The sequence below is a fragment of the Candidatus Limnocylindrales bacterium genome (assembly GCA_035559535.1).
Classification (GTDB): domain Bacteria; phylum Moduliflexota; class Moduliflexia; order Moduliflexales; family JAUQPW01; genus JAUQPW01.
Genome location: DATMBG010000054.1, coordinates 1 through 16,655 on the forward strand (window position 1 = coordinate 1; position 16,655 = coordinate 16,655).

Sequence of the window (16,655 nt, forward strand, 5' to 3'; positions counted from 1 at the left end):
TAGTTCTTCGCCTGGGCCAATCCCTGTAAGGCCAATACCTTGGTAATCGCACTGGTTAAGGTCGTCTTGCCGTGGTCTACGTGCCCAATGGTCCCTATATTCACGTGCGGCTTCGTCCGCTCAAATTTCGCTTTGCTCATCTGTAGAGACTCTCCCCGGTCGGTTGTTCGTTATTCGTTGTTTACTGGACCAACAACGGATAAGGGACAGCCGACAGGAGATGATTTAACCTTTTTTTCCTGAAACAATTTCTTGGGTAATGTTATAGGGGGTTTCACCATAATGAGAGAACTGCATGGTGTAAGTAGCACGCCCTTGGGTTCTAGAACGTATATTGGTCGCATATCCAAACATTTCAGAAAGGGGCACGTTAGCCCTGATCACCCGGGCCCCCCCTCGGGTTTCCATATTAAGAACTTTTCCCCTTCGGGAATTTAGATCTCCAATGACATCACCCAAGTATTCTTCGGGAATTACCACTTCCACATCCATAATAGGTTCTAACAGAACCGGATCTCCCCGTTTACAAGCTTCCTTGAAAGCCATGGATCCGGCTATTTTAAAAGCCATTTCTGAGGAATCTACTTCATGATAAGATCCATCAAAGAGCTCAACCTTCACATCCACTACCGGATAACCAGCCAAAGATCCTGTTTCCATGGCTTCAGCGATCCCTTTTTCTACGGCAGGTATATATTCTTTCGGAATTACACCTCCCACAATCTTATTTTCAAATTTAAATCCTTCTCCCCGATTCAAAGGACTTACTTTTATCTTTACATGGCCGTACTGACCCCGACCTCCGGTCTGTCGGATGAATTTCCCTTCGGCCTCAGCTTCTTTCTTGATGGTTTCCTTGTAAGCGACCTGGGGTTTTCCGATATTGGCTTCAACTTTAAATTCTCTGAGAAGGCGATCTGTGATAATTTCCAGATGGAGTTCCCCCATTCCAGAGATAAGAGTTTGCCCGGTTTCGGGGTCCACCTTAACTTTAAAGGTAGGATCTTCATGGGTCAGTCGCGCCAGGCTGGTACCCAGTTTTTCCTGATCTGCTTTCGTTTTCGGCTCAATAGCAACCGAAATAACCGGTTCGGGAAATTTCATCGATTCCAACACAATGGGTTTATTTTCATCACAAAGCGTATCTCCCGTGGCGGTATTTTTTAATCCAATGGCGGCTACAATATCTCCGGCGTAAACGACCTTGACTTCTTCTCGTTTGTTGGCATGCATGCGGAGTAAGCGACCTATACGCTCCTTCGTCCCTTTGGTTGAATTATAAACCGAGGATCCTGACTCTAGAGTCCCGGAGTACGTGCGTAAGAAGGTCAACTGACCTACGTAAGGGTCGTTCATGATCTTAAAGGCCAGAGCAGACAACGGAGCCTCATCATCAGCAGCTCGGGTTTCTTCCATCTCGGTGATGGGATTGACTCCCAATACCGGTGGAATATCCACTGGAGAGGGTAAATAATAGATAACGGCATCAAGGAGAGGTTGAACGCCTTTATTCTTGAAAGAAGCGCCGCATAATACCGGGATAAACGAAACGGTTAGGGTCGCTTTCCGAATAGCGCCACGTATTTCTTCCTCGGAGATTTCTTTTCCTTCCAGATATTTTTCAAGGATGACCTCATCGACCTCACTAAGGGCTTCCAGGAGTTTTTCCCGATAAATCTCAGCATCTTTCTTCAACTCTTCAGGAATATTCACAACTGAATAAGTGGCTCCCAAACTCTCCGTGTCGTATATAATGGCCTTCATGGTAATGAGATCCACAACCCCTTTGAAACTTTCCTCTTTTCCAACGGGAATTTGTACAGGTACGGCATTAGCAGCGAGCCGTTCCCTTATCATTTCCACCACATGAAAGAAATCAGCTCCGGTTCGGTCCATTTTATTGACGAAGGCAATTCGTGGTACACGATACCGATCTGCCTGCCGCCATACCGTCTCGGATTGCGGCTCTACGCCACCGACGGCACAAAAGACTGCAATGGCTCCATCTAACACCCGCAAGGATCTTTCAACTTCTACGGTAAAATCCACATGACCTGGGGTATCGATGATATTGATCTTATGGTCTTTCCAAAAAGCAGTCGTTGATGCGGAGGTAATGGTAATTCCCCTTTCCTGCTCCTGCTCCATCCAATCCATGGTTGCAGTTCCCTCATCGACCTCGCCAATGCGGTGGGTTTTACCCGTATAGTATAAAATTCTCTCTGTTGTCGTTGTCTTACCGGCATCAATGTGAGCCATGATACCGATATTTCTACATTTTTTTAAAGGTACTCGCTGTTCCATCCTTCCTCACTCTCGGATACCGTTTTTACCACCTGTAATGGGCAAATGCCTTATTCGCCTCTGCCATTTTATGGGTATCCTCCTTCTTCTTGATTGCATTGCCTTTGTTATTGGCAGCATCTAACAACTCGGATGCCAGACGTTCCTGCATAGACTTTTCTCCTCTTTGCCTTGCGTACTCAATAATCCACCGGATACTTAAGGTGGTCCGACGTTCAGGTCGAACCTCGACAGGAACCTGGTAAGTCGAACCCCCTACTCGCCTTGATTTCACTTCCAGAACCGGTTTTGCATTGGATACGGCTTTATTAAATACGGCTAAAACATCCCGGTTTCCGGTTCGTTCACGAATAATATCCAAGGCACTATAAAAAATTTTTTCTGCAATACTTTTCTTTCCGTCTCTCATTAAACAGTTAATAAACTTAGCAACCAGGACACTATTATATTTAGGATCCGGCAATACGGTTCGTTTGACTGCAACTTTTCTTCTCGACATATTCTTCTTTCAAGCCTCTAAAATGTCTTTTAAGTGCTTTAGACACTTTCGCTTACTTAAAAACTTAAAACACTTTAGGTACTTTAGTTTATTCAAAAACTTAAAACTCCTTTAACTATTTCTTCGGTCTCTTAGCTCCATATTTAGAGCGACCCTGGAATCTATTCTGGACCCCTGCACTATCTAAAGCTCCCCGAATGATATGATACCGTACACCGGGAAGATCTTTAACGCGCCCTCCTCTTACCAGAACGATGGAGTGCTCTTGCAGGTTATGTCCGATTCCAGGAATATAAGAGGTAATTTCTATGCCATTGGTTAAGCGAACTCTGGCAACTTTTCTAAGTGCGGAATTAGGTTTTTTAGGAGTTGTTGTGTAAACTCGGACACAAACTCCCCGCTTCTGCGGAGACGCTCTTAAAGCAGGACTATGTGTCTTTGATTTAACCTTTTCACGCCCTTTTCTGATCAGCTGATTAACTGTCGGCATTTAGCAATGAAACAATGAACAATGAACCATTAACTCGAGCTAATGGTTCATTGTTAATTATTAATAAGGTAACGCTATAATATAACGGTAATTACAAAATCTATCAAGGGGTATCCAACAGGCTTCTGGCGTCTAGATAATTAAACAACAGACCGGGAACGACTTATAAAGGACCAGAACAATGGCTCATCACGCCCGGTAATTCTGAGCGGTCCCCGGGTAGGGGGGGGTTTCAAAACCACCCCTACCCTCTGTGAAAACAATCGTGGAAAACTTGTAATTTTTTATGGCCGCTTATCCGGTAGTGGATTATAAGTTTGCTTTAACAGTGGCTTTTCGATATCTTAACATCCCCGTTCCTGCCGGTATCAGTCGTCCTACGATTACATTCTCCTTTAACCCTCTCAGGTCATCTACTTTGCCGGAGATGGCGGCCTCTGTAAGTACCCGGGTCGTTTCCTGGAATGAGGCTGCTGAAATGAAGCTATCTGTACTTAGGCTGGCCACTGTAATTCCCAAGAGTTGGGGTCGTCCTCTGGCAGGACGGCCACCGGCTTTGATAACCCGCTCATTTTCTTCTTCAAAGGCAAATCGATCCACGTACTCATCCAGTAGAAATTCCGTATCTCCGGGGTCTACTATTTTGACCCTCCGTAACATTTGCCGAACGATGATCTCGATATGCTTATCGTTGATATTTACACCCTGGAGTTTGTAAACTTCCTGAATCGATTTAACCAGATATTTTTGGACCTCTTTAACACCCAGGACTCGTAAAATGTCATGGGGATTGGAAGGGCCATCCATCAAAGCTTCTCCGGCCTTGACCCGATCACCTTCTCGAACACTGATATGGACTCCTCTTGGAATGGAGTATTCTTTCTCATCTCCACTATCATTACGTACAATCACTTTCCGGCTTCCTCGTGAGATACCTCCAAAGCTCACCACGCCATCAATCTCACTGATAATGGCGTATTCCTTTGGTTTTCTGGCTTCAAAGAGTTCCACCACACGGGGCAAACCACCTGTAATATCCTTGGTTTTAGTGGTATCTTTGGGAATTTTGGCTATAATATCGCCTGCAGAAACCACCTGTCCATCTGCTACCTGCAAATGAGCTCCAATGGGAAGAGGAATCTTATAAGGTACCAGGGCCAGAACATCCCCTTGTTTCACCCGTTGTCCGTTTTTAACTTCTAACTTGAGATAAGAATCGTGTTCCAGACTGAGAACTTTTTTCTGATCATTATCTCCCAAAATGGAAATAATGATCATTCGATCCTTCTCCTGTTTTTCTATTTTGACTACTCCATCGATTTCGGCAATTCGGGGTAACATCACATCTTTGATACGTACCTTGGGTTGAACATCTTCCTTAAGGGGGATTCCCACCTTAGGGGTTGTTAAACCGGTCACTTCATCCAGATCTTCTTTAACGGTTACATCTTCAAAGGTGACAACACCCGGATATTCTGTAATGATCAGCGCAGAGTAAGGATCCCATTCAGCCAGGGTCTGATTTTTTTCCACTCGCTGTCCATCTCGAACCTTCAATACGGCTCCGTAGGGAAGAGGATGTCGTTCCCTTTCTCGACCTTTCTCGTCTAAAACGGCGATATATCCCACACCCGTTTTGCTCAGTACTACCAGATCTCCTTCTTTTCGGGCAACGGTTTTTAAATCAGAATGGAACTTTACGGTCCCGCTATTTTTAGCCGTTAAAACGGATCTTTCTACCACGATGGCGGTCCCTCCGATATGGAAGGTTCTCATGGTCAACTGGGTTCCTGGTTCTCCTATGGATTGAGCAGCAATGATTCCGACGGCTTCGCCGATATCGACTAACCTTCGAGTGGCTAAATTCCTGCCGTAGCAGAGGACACAAACCCCTCGTTTAGCCTGGCAGGTTAAGACCGATCGTATTTTAACACTTACCACCCCGGCCTGTTCTATTTTCTCGGCGTAGTCCTCATTGATTTCTTCGTTGGCTTTGACGATGACCTCTCCGGTATGAGGATCTTTGATATCATCTAGGGCAACGCGGCCTAAGATACGATCTTTCAAAGGCTCGATCACATCGCCGCCTTCAATAATGGCCTCGATATCAATCCCATCCAGAGTCTGGCAATCATACTGGGAAACCGTCACATCCTGGGCGACATCTACGAGGCGTCGGGTTAAATAACCCGAATCTGCAGTTTTAAGAGCAGTATCGGCTAATCCTTTTCTTGCTCCATGGGTAGAGATAAAGTACTGGAGCACTGTAAGGCCTTCCCGGAAGTTAGCCTTAATGGGAGTTTCGATAATTTCTCCGGAAGGTTTCGCCATAAGACCTCGCATTCCAGCTAATTGACGTATTTGTTGACGGCTTCCACGGGATCCCGAATCCGCCATCATATAAATAGGATTAAACTCTCCTTCACTGGGAGTCTTATGGCCGGCATACCTTCGTTCATCAATTTCCCCTTTTCTTCCCAGAAGGATCCCTTCCTGCTCCCGTTTCTCCAATTCCTCGAATATTTCTTTGGCAACTTCATCGGTGGTGCGGGACCAGATATCGATAACTTTATTATAACGCTCTCCGTTGGTAATGATTCCACTCCGATATTGCTGTTCGACTTTCATCACTTCTTCTTCGGCCCGTTCAATCAACTCTTGCTTCTTGGGAGGAATACGGATATCGTCGATACTAATGGAGATCCCAGACAGCGTGGCGTAGGTGAAACCCAAAGTTTTCAATCGATCTAGTACTTCTACGGTCGTCTGATTCCCATACTTCAGGTGAATATCCGCTACCAGCCGCTCCAACTTCTTCTTGGTCATATGTTCATTCAAGAAAGGATACCCTTGGGGAAGGATTTCGTTGAAGAGGACGCGACCTACCGTTGTCGTTATGGAGCTTCCGTTAAGTCTTAATCTTATTTTCTCCAGGAGTCCCACTTTTTTATCATCGAAAGCGATTCGGACCTCTTGAGCATTGGCGAAAAATCTTAAGCTTTTTATACGATACACATCGGTCAGGTCTTTAACTTCGAAACCATTTATAGAGATGATTTTATCCCCAACGGCTAATCCGGCTCTTTCTGCGGGGCTCTTCTCAACAACTTTAAATACAGAAACTCCTCCCTTTGAAGTCCTATGCCCGTTACCTGAAGCGCTTTCAACGGCATCCATCAATTTCACGGCCTCACTCCGAAGGCCCAGTCCTATTTTTGGAAAAAGGATCACATTCTCCTCCTCTTCCCGAGAGAGTCCGAATTCTGCCAGGAGTTCTGGGGTTGGGTAATTAAAATCCTCGGGGAAGTTTCCCAGTTTTATCTTTAGAATTGTTTGTTTTTCTCCCTTCTTATCTTCAGCTTCGTCGGAGGGATGGATAACCGTTATCTCATCGGGAAGCTCCTGACATTCTTTGGTTAAGTAGTAGATCCCCAGAACCATGTCCTGGCTGGGAAGAGCCAGGGGGAGTCCATTGGCCGGGGACAGGAGATTGCTGGTTGCCATCATGAGCACTTTGGCTTCAATTTGGGCCTCAATGGAAAGGGGTACATGGACTGCCATTTGATCCCCATCAAAATCGGCATTAAATGCCGCACAAACCAGAGGATGGATCTTGATGGCTTTTCCCTCCACCAGGACCGGTTGAAAGGCTTGGATACCGGCGCGATGAAGGGTAGGGGCCCGGTTAAGTAATACCGGATGTTCTTTAATAACCTCTTCTAAAACATCCCACACCTCCGGGGCTTCCCTCTCCACCATCTTCTGGGCACTCTTCATGGTGGTGGTATAACCATGTTCTTGAAGTTTATTAAATATAAAAGGCTTAAAGAGCTCCAAAGCCATTTTCTTAGGAAGTCCACATTGGTATAACTTGAGTTCTGGCCCTACAACAATAACCGAACGTCCAGAATAATCCACCCGTTTACCTAGGAGGTTTTGTCTAAATCGCCCCTGTTTACCTTTGAGCATATCACTCAAAGATTTAAGCGGTCGATTCTTGGAGCCTCGAAGAACCCTTCCGCGTCTTCCGTTATCAAACAAGGCGTCTACCGACTCCTGGAGCATTCTTTTTTCATTACGGATGATAACTTCTGGCGCTTTAAGTTCTTGAAGCCTTTTCAACCGATTATTTCGGTTAATAACCCTCCGATAGAGATCATTCAGATCAGAAGTAGCAAACCGACCCCCATCCAGAGGGACCAGAGGCCTGAGCTCGGGCGGCAGTACAGGAATCACTTCCAGAATCATTTCTTCGGGTTTACAACCCGATTTTCGAAAAGCTTCTACCACTTTAAGTCGTTTGGTAATTTTTTTCTTTTTCTGAACGGAAGATTCTTCTTTAAGTTGCGCCCGGAGTTCCTTAGCTAACTCTTCGATGTTGACACGTTTCAAAAGATCCCGAATAGCCTCGGCTCCAATTCCAGCTTTAAATTTCCCGGCATAATCGGGATTTTCCATCAGCTCACGATAACTTTCTTCTGATAAGAGTTGTCGTTCCTCAAGGTCGGTATCTCCAGGATCAATCACCACATAATTTTCAAAATAAAGAATCGTTTCTAGTTTTTTTAACGGAATATCCAGTAGCTGTCCGATTCTACTGGGAAGGCCCTTAAAAAACCAGATATGAGAAACCGGGCAGGCGAGTTCTATATGGCCCAGTCTTTCCCGCCTCACCCTGGACTGAGTTACTTCAACCCCACATTTTTCGCACACTACTCCCCGATAGCGAATTCTCTTGTACTTTCCGCACAGGCATTCCCAGTCTTTAATGGGACCGAAGATCTTGGCGCAGAATAATCCATCCCGCTCCGGTTTAAAAGTTCGATAATTAATCGTTTCAGACTTTTTTACTTCCCCATGAGACCATTCTCGAATCTTGTCCGGAGAGGCTAAAGATATTTTAATGGCATCAAAATTCAGGCTACTATGAGTTCCTCTAAAAAGTTCTAATACGTCTTGCATTCTTTTTAGCCACACAGACCCCTAGATCACAGAGCTTTATTTGCTCTGTGTCCACCGGGTCTATGTGACCGCGTTAGCTTTGCTGGATCAATTCAACATCCAGAGCCAGGCTTTGAAGTTCTTTCACTAAAACATTAAAGGATTCTGGAACTCCAGGTTCAAGCACATGACGTCCTTTGACAATAGCCTCGTAGATTTTAGTTCTTCCTACCACATCATCCGATTTAACCGTTAGCAGCTCCTGTAAATTATAGGCGGCACCATAAGCTTCCAGGGCCCAGACTTCCATCTCACCGAAACGTTGACCCCCAAATTGAGCTTTTCCTCCCAAAGGTTGTTGGGTAACTAAGGAATAAGGTCCAATGGATCGGGCATGCATTTTATCATCCACCAGGTGAGAGAGCTTCATCATATAGATGTACCCAACGGTTACTTCTTGATCAAAGGCTTCCCCAGTTCGTCCATCATAGAGGGTCGTCTTCCCTGTTTCCGGCAAACCGGCCAGCCGCAGCTTCTCGCGGATGGTTTCTTCTTTGATTCCGTCAAATACAGGAGAAGCAACATATACGTTATCCTTCAAAGAACGCGCAAGGTTTTTAACTTCTTCTTCGTTTGCCTCATTCAGGAAAGCTTCTACCTCTTTTGCTATTCGGGTTCCGTTGTAAATCCCTTTAATAAGATCTTTTAATTTTTGAAGAGTTTGTTGCTTATTACCGGAAGGCTGTTGTCCGTTGCCTGATGCCACAGAATCAGAAGCCCTGGATCCTGAGTTTTTATCCCAGGCCTCAAGCTCTTTCAGATATTGAGCGACTTTCTTACCTAACTCCCGACAGGCCCAACCGAGATGGGTTTCAAGGATTTGACCCACATTCATTCGCGAAGGAACTCCTAAGGGGTTTAAAATAATCTCAATGGGGGTACCATCGGGGAGGTAAGGCATATCCTCTTCCGGAAGAATTTTCGCCACCACGCCTTTGTTTCCGTGTCTTCCTGCCATTTTATCTCCCACGGATAATTTACGTTTAACCGCGATATACACTTTAACCAGTTTGACAACTCCTGGAGGCAGTTCATCCCCTGTTTTCAGTCGACCGGTTTTTTCATTCATAATCGTCTCCAGGATATGAATTTGATCCATGGCATTTTCCTGGAGCTGGTCCATTTCTTCTTTCACGTCCTGGATTTCCAGGATTTTAATCTTGTTAAAATCTTCTGTGGGAATCGAAGCAAGTTTTTCAGGCGTGATTTTCTCCCCCTTAGAGAGCAGAACCTCCTGGGTGGTAGGATCCACATAATCCTTGGCAACCACCTTACCTTTCAAAAGACCGATGAGCTTTTTGCGGAGTTCGTCTTTAACGATCTTGATCTCATCCTCGTAATCTTTTATAATTTTGGCTATTTCGGCATCTTCAATGCTTAAAGCCCGCTCATCCTTCTCAATTCCCTTTCGGGAGAAAACTTTGACATCGATCACAACCCCTTCGATGCCTTGGGGGGTATAAAGAGAAGCATCCTTTACATCACCGGCTTTTTCTCCAAAGATCGCCCGCAAGAGTTTTTCTTCCGGAGATAGCTGAGTTTCTCCTTTGGGCGTTACCTTCCCCACTAAAATATCCCCGGGCTTAACTTCTGCGCCGATTCGGATAATGCCACTTTCATCTAGATTGCGTAAAGCTTCTTCACTGACGTTGGGAATATCCCGCGTGATTTCTTCTCGACCCAGTTTGGTATCCCGGGCTTCGATTTCACATTCTTCGATATGGATGGAAGTAAAAAGATCTTCCTTAACTACTTTTTCACTTACCAGAATGGCATCCTCAAAGTTATAGCCCCCCCAAGGCATAAAAGCCACCAGCACATTACGGCCCAGGGCTAACTCTCCGTGGTCGGTTGCAAATCCATCGGCGATAACTTGGCCGGCTTTAACCCGTTCTCCTATTTTCACCAGGGGAGTTTGATTAATACAGGTATTTTGATTCGAGCGCTGGAATTTGGTCAAATTATAGATGTCCACCATGGAATTCGCTTCATTCTCTGAATCCTGGAAATAGTTGGTTGAGTACCGGTCTACAATTTCAGATTCCCCATCTGCCCGAATGACGATACGACGAGAATCCACATCCTCTACCACACCCGAGCGTCTGGCAATAACCAAAGCACCAGAATCCCTTGCGGCGATTCGTTCCATTCCGGTTCCAACTAAAGGAGCATCTGTTTTAAGTAAGGGAACGGCCTGACGTTGCATGTTGGAACCCATCAAGGCCCGGTTTGCATCGTCATTTTCCAGAAAAGGAATTAAAGAAGCCGAGACACTGACCAGCTGTTTGGGAGAAACATCCATGTAATCCACCTGGTCGGGTGGAACCATTACGAATTCACCGCGACGTCTGGCAGAGATGCGATCCCGAATAAATCTTCCTTCTTCATCTATCTCTGCGCTGGCCTGGGCGATGGTATATTGTTCGTCTTTGAAAGCCGCCAGAAATTCTATTTCATTGGTCACACGAACGGTTCCATCTTTATCCTTGACGACTTTTCGATAGGGCGTTTCTATAAATCCAAAATCGTTGATCCGGGCATAGGTACTTAAGCTCGCAATCAACCCAATGTTAGGTCCTTCTGGAGTTTCAACCGGACAGATTCGCCCATAGTGGGTCGGATGCACGTCCCGCATTTCAAACTCAGCACGTTCACGGCTTAATCCTCCTGGTCCTAAGGCACTTAGCCGCCGTTTGTGCGTAAGCTCGGATAGTGGGTTCGTTTGATCCATGAACTGGGAAAGTTGCGAACTCCCAAAGAACTCTTTGACAGCATTGGTAACCGGTTTGGCGTTGATCAGATCATGGGGCATGACCGTATCCAACTCCTGTAAACTCATACGTTCTTTGGTAGCTCGTTCCATCCGCACAAGTCCAATTCTAAATTGATTCTCCAGGAGTTCTCCAACGGAGCGAACCCGGCGATTTCCAAGATGATCGATATCGTCTATGTTTCCTTCTCCCATTCGGAGCCGGAGCATGTATTTAATAATCTCAATGAGGTCTCTAGAATCTAAAGTTCTGTGGTCCAAAGGCTTATTTAATTTCAGCTTTTCATTGACTTTTAATCGACCTACTCGGGAAAGATCATAACGTTCTGGATTGAAGAAAAGGTTTTTAAAAAGTTTTTTCGCACTATCCAGCGTAGGGGGATCCCCCGGGCGGAGCGTTCGATAGATCTCTATGAGAGCCTCATCCTTACTCTTAATAGGATCTTTCTTGAAGGCGTTACTCAGGGCATCTCCACCCACGGAGTTGTCTATCAGAAGGACTTCGATTTCTTGAATCGGGCTCTGGACAATACGAGCAATGGCTTCTTCACTAATTTCCTCATTACAGGCCAGAATAATCTCTCCAGTCTCTGGATCTACGATATCTTTGGCTACCACACATTCGGTGAGGTGTTGGGAATATACCGGAATCTCTTTAATTTGGTGTTGCTTTGAGAGTTTTAAAGCCCTTTTCGTAATTTTCTTATCTTTCTCTAAAATGACGGTCCCATCCGGAGCGATTACATCTGTTGCTGCGGTAAAGCCCCGAAGGAATTCATCCAGTGCATCTGGACTGGAAACCTTTAAATCCGGGTTGATGACCACCGAGCAAGTTTGGCCTTTTAAGGATTTATCAACCTCATCAAATTTGAAAGTGATAATATCATAAAATGTACGCAGGATATTTTCTGTTGAATCCAGATTCAAAGAATCCGGTAGCGTTTCACCTCTTTCCTCGGCTTCCTTTATTTCTTCTTCAACGATATACTGAAGAGCTCGGATAAAGGTACTTACTAAGATTTTTCGTTTTTTATCGATACGGACATATAGATAATCTTTATAGTCAAATTCAAGCTCCAACCAGGATCCTCGATACGGAATTACCCGGGCGCTGTAAAGGATTTTGCCACTTGCATGGGTCTTTCCCTTATCATGGCTGAAAAATATACCCGGAGATCTATGCATTTGACTGACGACGGTTCTCTCTGTCCCATTTATAATGAAAGTTCCTTTGGGAGTCATCAGGGGGATTTCCCCAAAATAGATATCCTGTTCTTTAATGTCCCGAACCGATTTTGCTTTTGTCTGCTCGTCTTGTTCCCAGGTAACCAATCGAACTTTTACCTTAAGAGGTGCCGCATAGGTCATGCCGCGCTCTCTACATTCATTTACTTCATACTTAGGTTTCAAGAAGTAGTAGCTATCAAACTCCAGACGAGCCATTTCATTGAAATCCACTATGGGAAAGACGCTCTTAAAGACCTCTTGCAATCCGATATCTTTTCGTTGTTCCGGAGGAGTATTAATTTGCAAAAATTTCTCATAGGATTCCTGTTGGATCTCTATGAGATTAGGGATCTCCAGTATAGTGGGTATTTTGGCAAAATCTAAGCGGTTTCGACCGGTAGAAGTTATTTCCTCCAAAAACTTCGGAGTTTTCTGTTTAGTTTCTTGCATTTTTTGTCCTTAGTGCACGACACGGATTCTGATACGAATACACCGGTTTACAACTTAACCGGTGTATTCATAACAAAATCCGTGTCGTACGCAACTGACAATCTTATACGAGCGTACCGCTGCGCGCCCGTACTTATTTTATTTCAACGGTTCCACCCGCTTCTTCTATTTTTTTCTTAATGTTCTCTGCTTCTTCTTTGGAAATGCCCTCCTTGATAGGTTTCGGAGCGGCCTCAACCAGGTCCTTAGCTTCTTTTAAACCGAGTCCTGTTAATTCCCGGACAACCTTGATAACCTGGATCTTTTTCTCTCCAGCCCCTGTTAAAATCACATTAAACTCTGTTTTCTCCTCTTTCTTCTCAGCAGGAGCCGCCACCGTGGTAGCAGGTCCTGCAGCTACAGGAGCCGCAGCTGTTACACCAAACCTGTTTTGAAGGGTCGTAACCAGTTCATTGAGTTGTAGAACCGACATATTTTCGATGAAGGAAATTACATCCTCCATGGTAACCTGTGCCATTGTTTCTCCTTTGGTCAAAAATGCAATACGTAATGCGTGGATACGGTAGAGGGTTTACGCATTACGCATTCGCTTTTTTATCTGCTATTGCCTGCAAGGTATAAATAAGTTGTCGTAAAACCCCCTGTAAGGTCCATACTAAATTTGTAATAGGTGATTTCATCGTCGCCAGTAACTGGGCGAGTAATACTTCTCGGGAGGGGAGTTCCGCAAGCTTCTCTATTTCTTGAGGACCTAGGGGCGTACCGTCGATAACCCCACCCTTGATTTGAAAGTTCGGGACATCTTTAGCAAATTTTGTTAATACTTTTATGGGAGTTGCCGGATCTCCCTGGAAGAAGGCAACCCCGGTTGGGCCCGATAAAAATTGTTCTAGGGGTTGAAACGGGGTATTCTGAATAGCAAGCCTGGTCAGAGTGTTTTTTACCACTTTGTATTCTACCGGAAAGGTTCTGAGCTGCTTTCGCAATCTGGAAATTTGATCTACATTTACACTTCGAAAATCAACACAAACGGCCAGGGAGCTCTTTTCAAAACTTTTCTTCAGAGATTCGACTTCTTCAACTTTTTCAGGTTTAACCATAGTTTAAGTACGCTAGCGGATTTCCGCTACGACTCCCACAGGATCTAGCCTTATCCCCGGGCTCATCGTAGTAGAAACTGCTATACTGCGAATATATTGACCTTTGCTGGTAGCAGGCTTGAGTCTCAGGACCGTTTCCAATAAAGCTTTGGCATTCTCAATGAGTTTTTCAGCCGAGAATGACTTTTTCCCGATGGGAGCATGGATAATTCCTGCTTTTTCAACCTTGAAATCCACCTTACCAGCTTTAGCTTCCTTTACCATTCTTCCTACTTCAAAACCCACCGTTCCGGTCTTCGGATTCGGCATAAGCCCTCGAGGGCCCAGGATTTTACCTAATTTGCTCACAGCTCCCATGAGATTAGGGGTTGCGATAACCCGATCGAATTCAAGCCAGCCCTGCTGAATTTTTTCTATATATTCATCTTTTCCCACATAATCAGCTCCGGCCTCCAGGGCTTCTTTTTCCTTCTCGCCTTCTGCAAAGACTAAAACCCGGACCGTTTTACCTATTCCATGGGGAAGTACAACCGAACCACGAACCATTTGATCGGCTTTTCTGGGGTCTACGCCCAGTCGGATAGCCATCTCCACAGTCTCATCGAAGTTCGCATAGGCCACCTGTTTAATCAACTGGATTCCTTCGGACAGGCCATACTTTTTATTTCTGTCGATCAATTTGAGGCTCTCCTGATATTTCTTACCATGCTTTGGCACAACCTTAAAAAGGATGAAGGTTAAAGGAGGAAGGAAGAATCTATACCCTGAGCTCTTCCTTCCCCCTTTATTTCTCACCTTATTCGACGATTTCGATTCCCATACTTCGAGCCGTTCCTTCTATAGTTCGAACGGCCGCTTCAAGAGTATCGGTATTGAGATCTGGCAGTTTTAACTTTGCGATTTCTCGAACCTGAGTTTTAGTCACTTTACCGACTTTATTTCGATTGGGTTCTCCAGAGGCCTTTGCAATCCCTGCAGCTCGTTTGAGGAGGACCGCAGCCGGAGGAGTTTTTGTAACAAAAGTAAAAGATCGATCTGAATAAATCGTTACAATGACAGGAATAATCAACCCCTCTTGTCCTTGGGTTTGAGCATTGAATTGCTTACAAAACTCCATGATGTTAACCCCATGTTGACCCAAGGCAGGTCCTACGGGAGGAGAAGGATTTGCCTGTCCAGCCGGTACTTGTAATTTCACCTGAGCCACTACTTTTTTAGCCATTCTGATAAACTCGAGGAGGCAGGAATGCGGAAATCATTTTCTCTGGTCCCCGCGTCTCCGTGTCCCCTTGTCCCCGCATTACGTATTTTTCTCGACCTGCAAAAACTCTAATTCAACAGGCGTAGATCTACCAAAGATGGTTACCATCACCTTTAACTTCCCTTGTTCTGGATAAACTTCATCTACCACTCCAACAAAATTGGTGAAAGGTCCATCGATGATTCTAACTTCTTCACCTTTGTTGAACATCACTCTGGGCTGAGGTTTCTCTGACTTTTCCTTCATCTGTCGGATGATAGACTCCACTTCCGACTCTGGCAGGGGAGAAGGTTTGATCCCTCCAACAAATCCAGACACCTTCGGGGTATTTCGAATCGCATACCAGACATCATCCGACATCTTCATTTTGATGAAAATATAACCAGGGAAGAATTTCTTCGAATATTCCTGCTTTTTTCCGTCTCGGATTTGAACTTCAGGGGCTTCAGGTATAACAATCTCTTGAACGTGATCGGACAGTCCAAGGGATTTTATACGCTGTTCTATATTGGCCTTAACTATTTTCTCAAATCCTGAGTAGGTATGAATAACGTACCACTTATAGGAAGACATGGGTTCTAACTTAATTTAAACTCACGTAGAATCCTTGTTACCTTTGCAATAAAAACTCGACCGCTCTGGAGAGAATCAAATCTATGACTCCCAGAAACAGTCCCATAAACAAGGTTGTAACAATGACAACGGTTGTAGCTCCTATGACTTCTTTCCTGGAAGGCCAGGAAATCCTTTTTAGTTCATTTCTTACCTCTTGGAGGAAGACCCAGACTTTTTTCATGATAATTCTCTAAAAATTGAGCAATTTTTATCTACCGGCAAGTCCCACAAATCCACTGACTTCTTTTTGGAAATGGCAGGCCAGGAGGGTCTCGAACCCCCAACCCCCGGTTTTGGAGACCGGTGCTCTACCAATTGAGCTACTGGCCTTTCTTACCTGAAATCATCCAAACAAATTACTTACTGAAAAGAAGAAAGTGGACGAGGTATCCTTTATTCACAAACAGGGAGCAAAGAAGAGAGCGGGATAAGTCTCATCCCTTATTTAGTCTCTCGATGGACCGTATGTTTTCTGCAAAATCGACAAAACTTTTTAAACTCCAGTTTATCTTGAGTTCTTTTTTTATTCTTTGTAGTGGAGTAATTTCTCCGTTTACACTCCGTACAGGCTAATGTTACAATCTCTCGCATGCAGCAGGTCTCAAAATAATAAAAGGTTAAGGGCCAAAAGTTAAAGGAACGATCTTCCCTTAACCATTGGCCTTTAGCCTTTTATAAACCAGGATTCAGGAGTTAAGTAAGCGATCTGGAAGATTTCTGTTGTTTTCGTGGAAGCACAGGGGCGGGTCAAGATCCGATCCCTAAGGTTTAGGATCGGCTACTTAGCGCTCGAGGGTATTTTCTTTCTCCTGAATCTTTTCTCCTGACTCTCTCTACTCAAGAATATCACTGACCACTCCAGCCCCTACCGTCTTCCCTCCTTCCCGTATCGCAAACCTCAACTCCTTCTCCATCGCAACCGGTGTGATCAACTCCGC

Annotated in this window: 14 protein-coding genes, 1 tRNA gene and 1 pseudogene; all 16 read right to left on the reverse strand. The window is 44.8% G+C overall.

Annotation, left to right across the window (positions count from 1 at the left end; all coding sequences use genetic code 11):
* Positions 1–140, reverse strand: a 140-nt coding sequence (locus tag VNM22_21180) for a GTP-binding protein (protein HWP49685.1), incomplete at its 3' end; no start/stop codon positions are given.
* Positions 141–225: 85 nt separating this feature from the next.
* Complete coding sequence (fusA, locus tag VNM22_21185) at positions 226–2,304, reverse strand: elongation factor G (protein HWP49686.1); 2,079 nt, start codon at positions 2,302–2,304, stop codon at positions 226–228.
* Positions 2,305–2,329: 25 nt separating this feature from the next.
* Complete coding sequence (gene rpsG, locus VNM22_21190; GenBank protein HWP49687.1) at positions 2,330–2,803, reverse strand: 30S ribosomal protein S7; 474 nt, start codon at positions 2,801–2,803, stop codon at positions 2,330–2,332.
* A 115-nt stretch (positions 2,804–2,918) separates the two neighbouring features.
* Positions 2,919–3,293, reverse strand: a complete 375-nt coding sequence (rpsL, locus tag VNM22_21195) for a 30S ribosomal protein S12 (protein HWP49688.1) — start codon at positions 3,291–3,293, stop codon at positions 2,919–2,921.
* A gap of 309 nt (positions 3,294–3,602) precedes the next feature.
* A complete protein-coding gene (locus VNM22_21200) occupies positions 3,603–6,470 on the reverse strand; it encodes a PDZ domain-containing protein (protein ID HWP49689.1) in 2,868 nt (955 codons plus the stop codon).
* 222 nt (positions 6,471–6,692) lie between these two features.
* Positions 6,693–8,255, reverse strand: a pseudogene (locus VNM22_21205) (DNA-directed RNA polymerase subunit beta').
* A 73-nt stretch (positions 8,256–8,328) separates the two neighbouring features.
* Positions 8,329–12,741: a DNA-directed RNA polymerase subunit beta gene (gene rpoB / locus VNM22_21210; GenBank protein ID HWP49690.1), complete on the reverse strand. Its 4,413-nt coding sequence runs from the start codon at positions 12,739–12,741 to the stop codon at positions 8,329–8,331.
* A gap of 133 nt (positions 12,742–12,874) precedes the next feature.
* Positions 12,875–13,258: a 50S ribosomal protein L7/L12 gene (rplL, locus tag VNM22_21215; protein HWP49691.1), complete on the reverse strand. Its 384-nt coding sequence runs from the start codon at positions 13,256–13,258 to the stop codon at positions 12,875–12,877.
* Positions 13,259–13,319: 61 nt separating this feature from the next.
* Positions 13,320–13,841: a 50S ribosomal protein L10 gene (gene rplJ / locus VNM22_21220; protein HWP49692.1), complete on the reverse strand. Its 522-nt coding sequence runs from the start codon at positions 13,839–13,841 to the stop codon at positions 13,320–13,322.
* A gap of 12 nt (positions 13,842–13,853) precedes the next feature.
* Complete coding sequence (rplA, locus tag VNM22_21225; GenBank protein ID HWP49693.1) at positions 13,854–14,558, reverse strand: 50S ribosomal protein L1; 705 nt, start codon at positions 14,556–14,558, stop codon at positions 13,854–13,856.
* A 79-nt stretch (positions 14,559–14,637) separates the two neighbouring features.
* On the reverse strand, positions 14,638–15,063 hold the full coding sequence (gene rplK, locus VNM22_21230; protein ID HWP49694.1) for a 50S ribosomal protein L11: 426 nt from the start codon (positions 15,061–15,063) through the stop codon (positions 14,638–14,640).
* A 78-nt stretch (positions 15,064–15,141) separates the two neighbouring features.
* On the reverse strand, positions 15,142–15,675 hold the full coding sequence (nusG, locus tag VNM22_21235) for a transcription termination/antitermination protein NusG (GenBank protein ID HWP49695.1): 534 nt from the start codon (positions 15,673–15,675) through the stop codon (positions 15,142–15,144).
* 37 nt (positions 15,676–15,712) lie between these two features.
* The gene (secE, locus tag VNM22_21240; protein HWP49696.1) at positions 15,713–15,898 is read right to left on the reverse strand and encodes a preprotein translocase subunit SecE; all 186 of its coding nucleotides are present in this window, start codon (positions 15,896–15,898) and stop codon (positions 15,713–15,715) included.
* A gap of 73 nt (positions 15,899–15,971) precedes the next feature.
* Positions 15,972–16,047, reverse strand: a tRNA-Trp gene (locus tag VNM22_21245).
* Between the two features lie 111 nt (positions 16,048–16,158).
* Positions 16,159–16,308: a 50S ribosomal protein L33 gene (gene rpmG / locus VNM22_21250; protein HWP49697.1), complete on the reverse strand. Its 150-nt coding sequence runs from the start codon at positions 16,306–16,308 to the stop codon at positions 16,159–16,161.
* A 242-nt stretch (positions 16,309–16,550) separates the two neighbouring features.
* Positions 16,551–16,655: hypothetical protein (locus tag VNM22_21255; protein HWP49698.1), on the reverse strand; the 105-nt coding region annotated here is incomplete at its 5' end.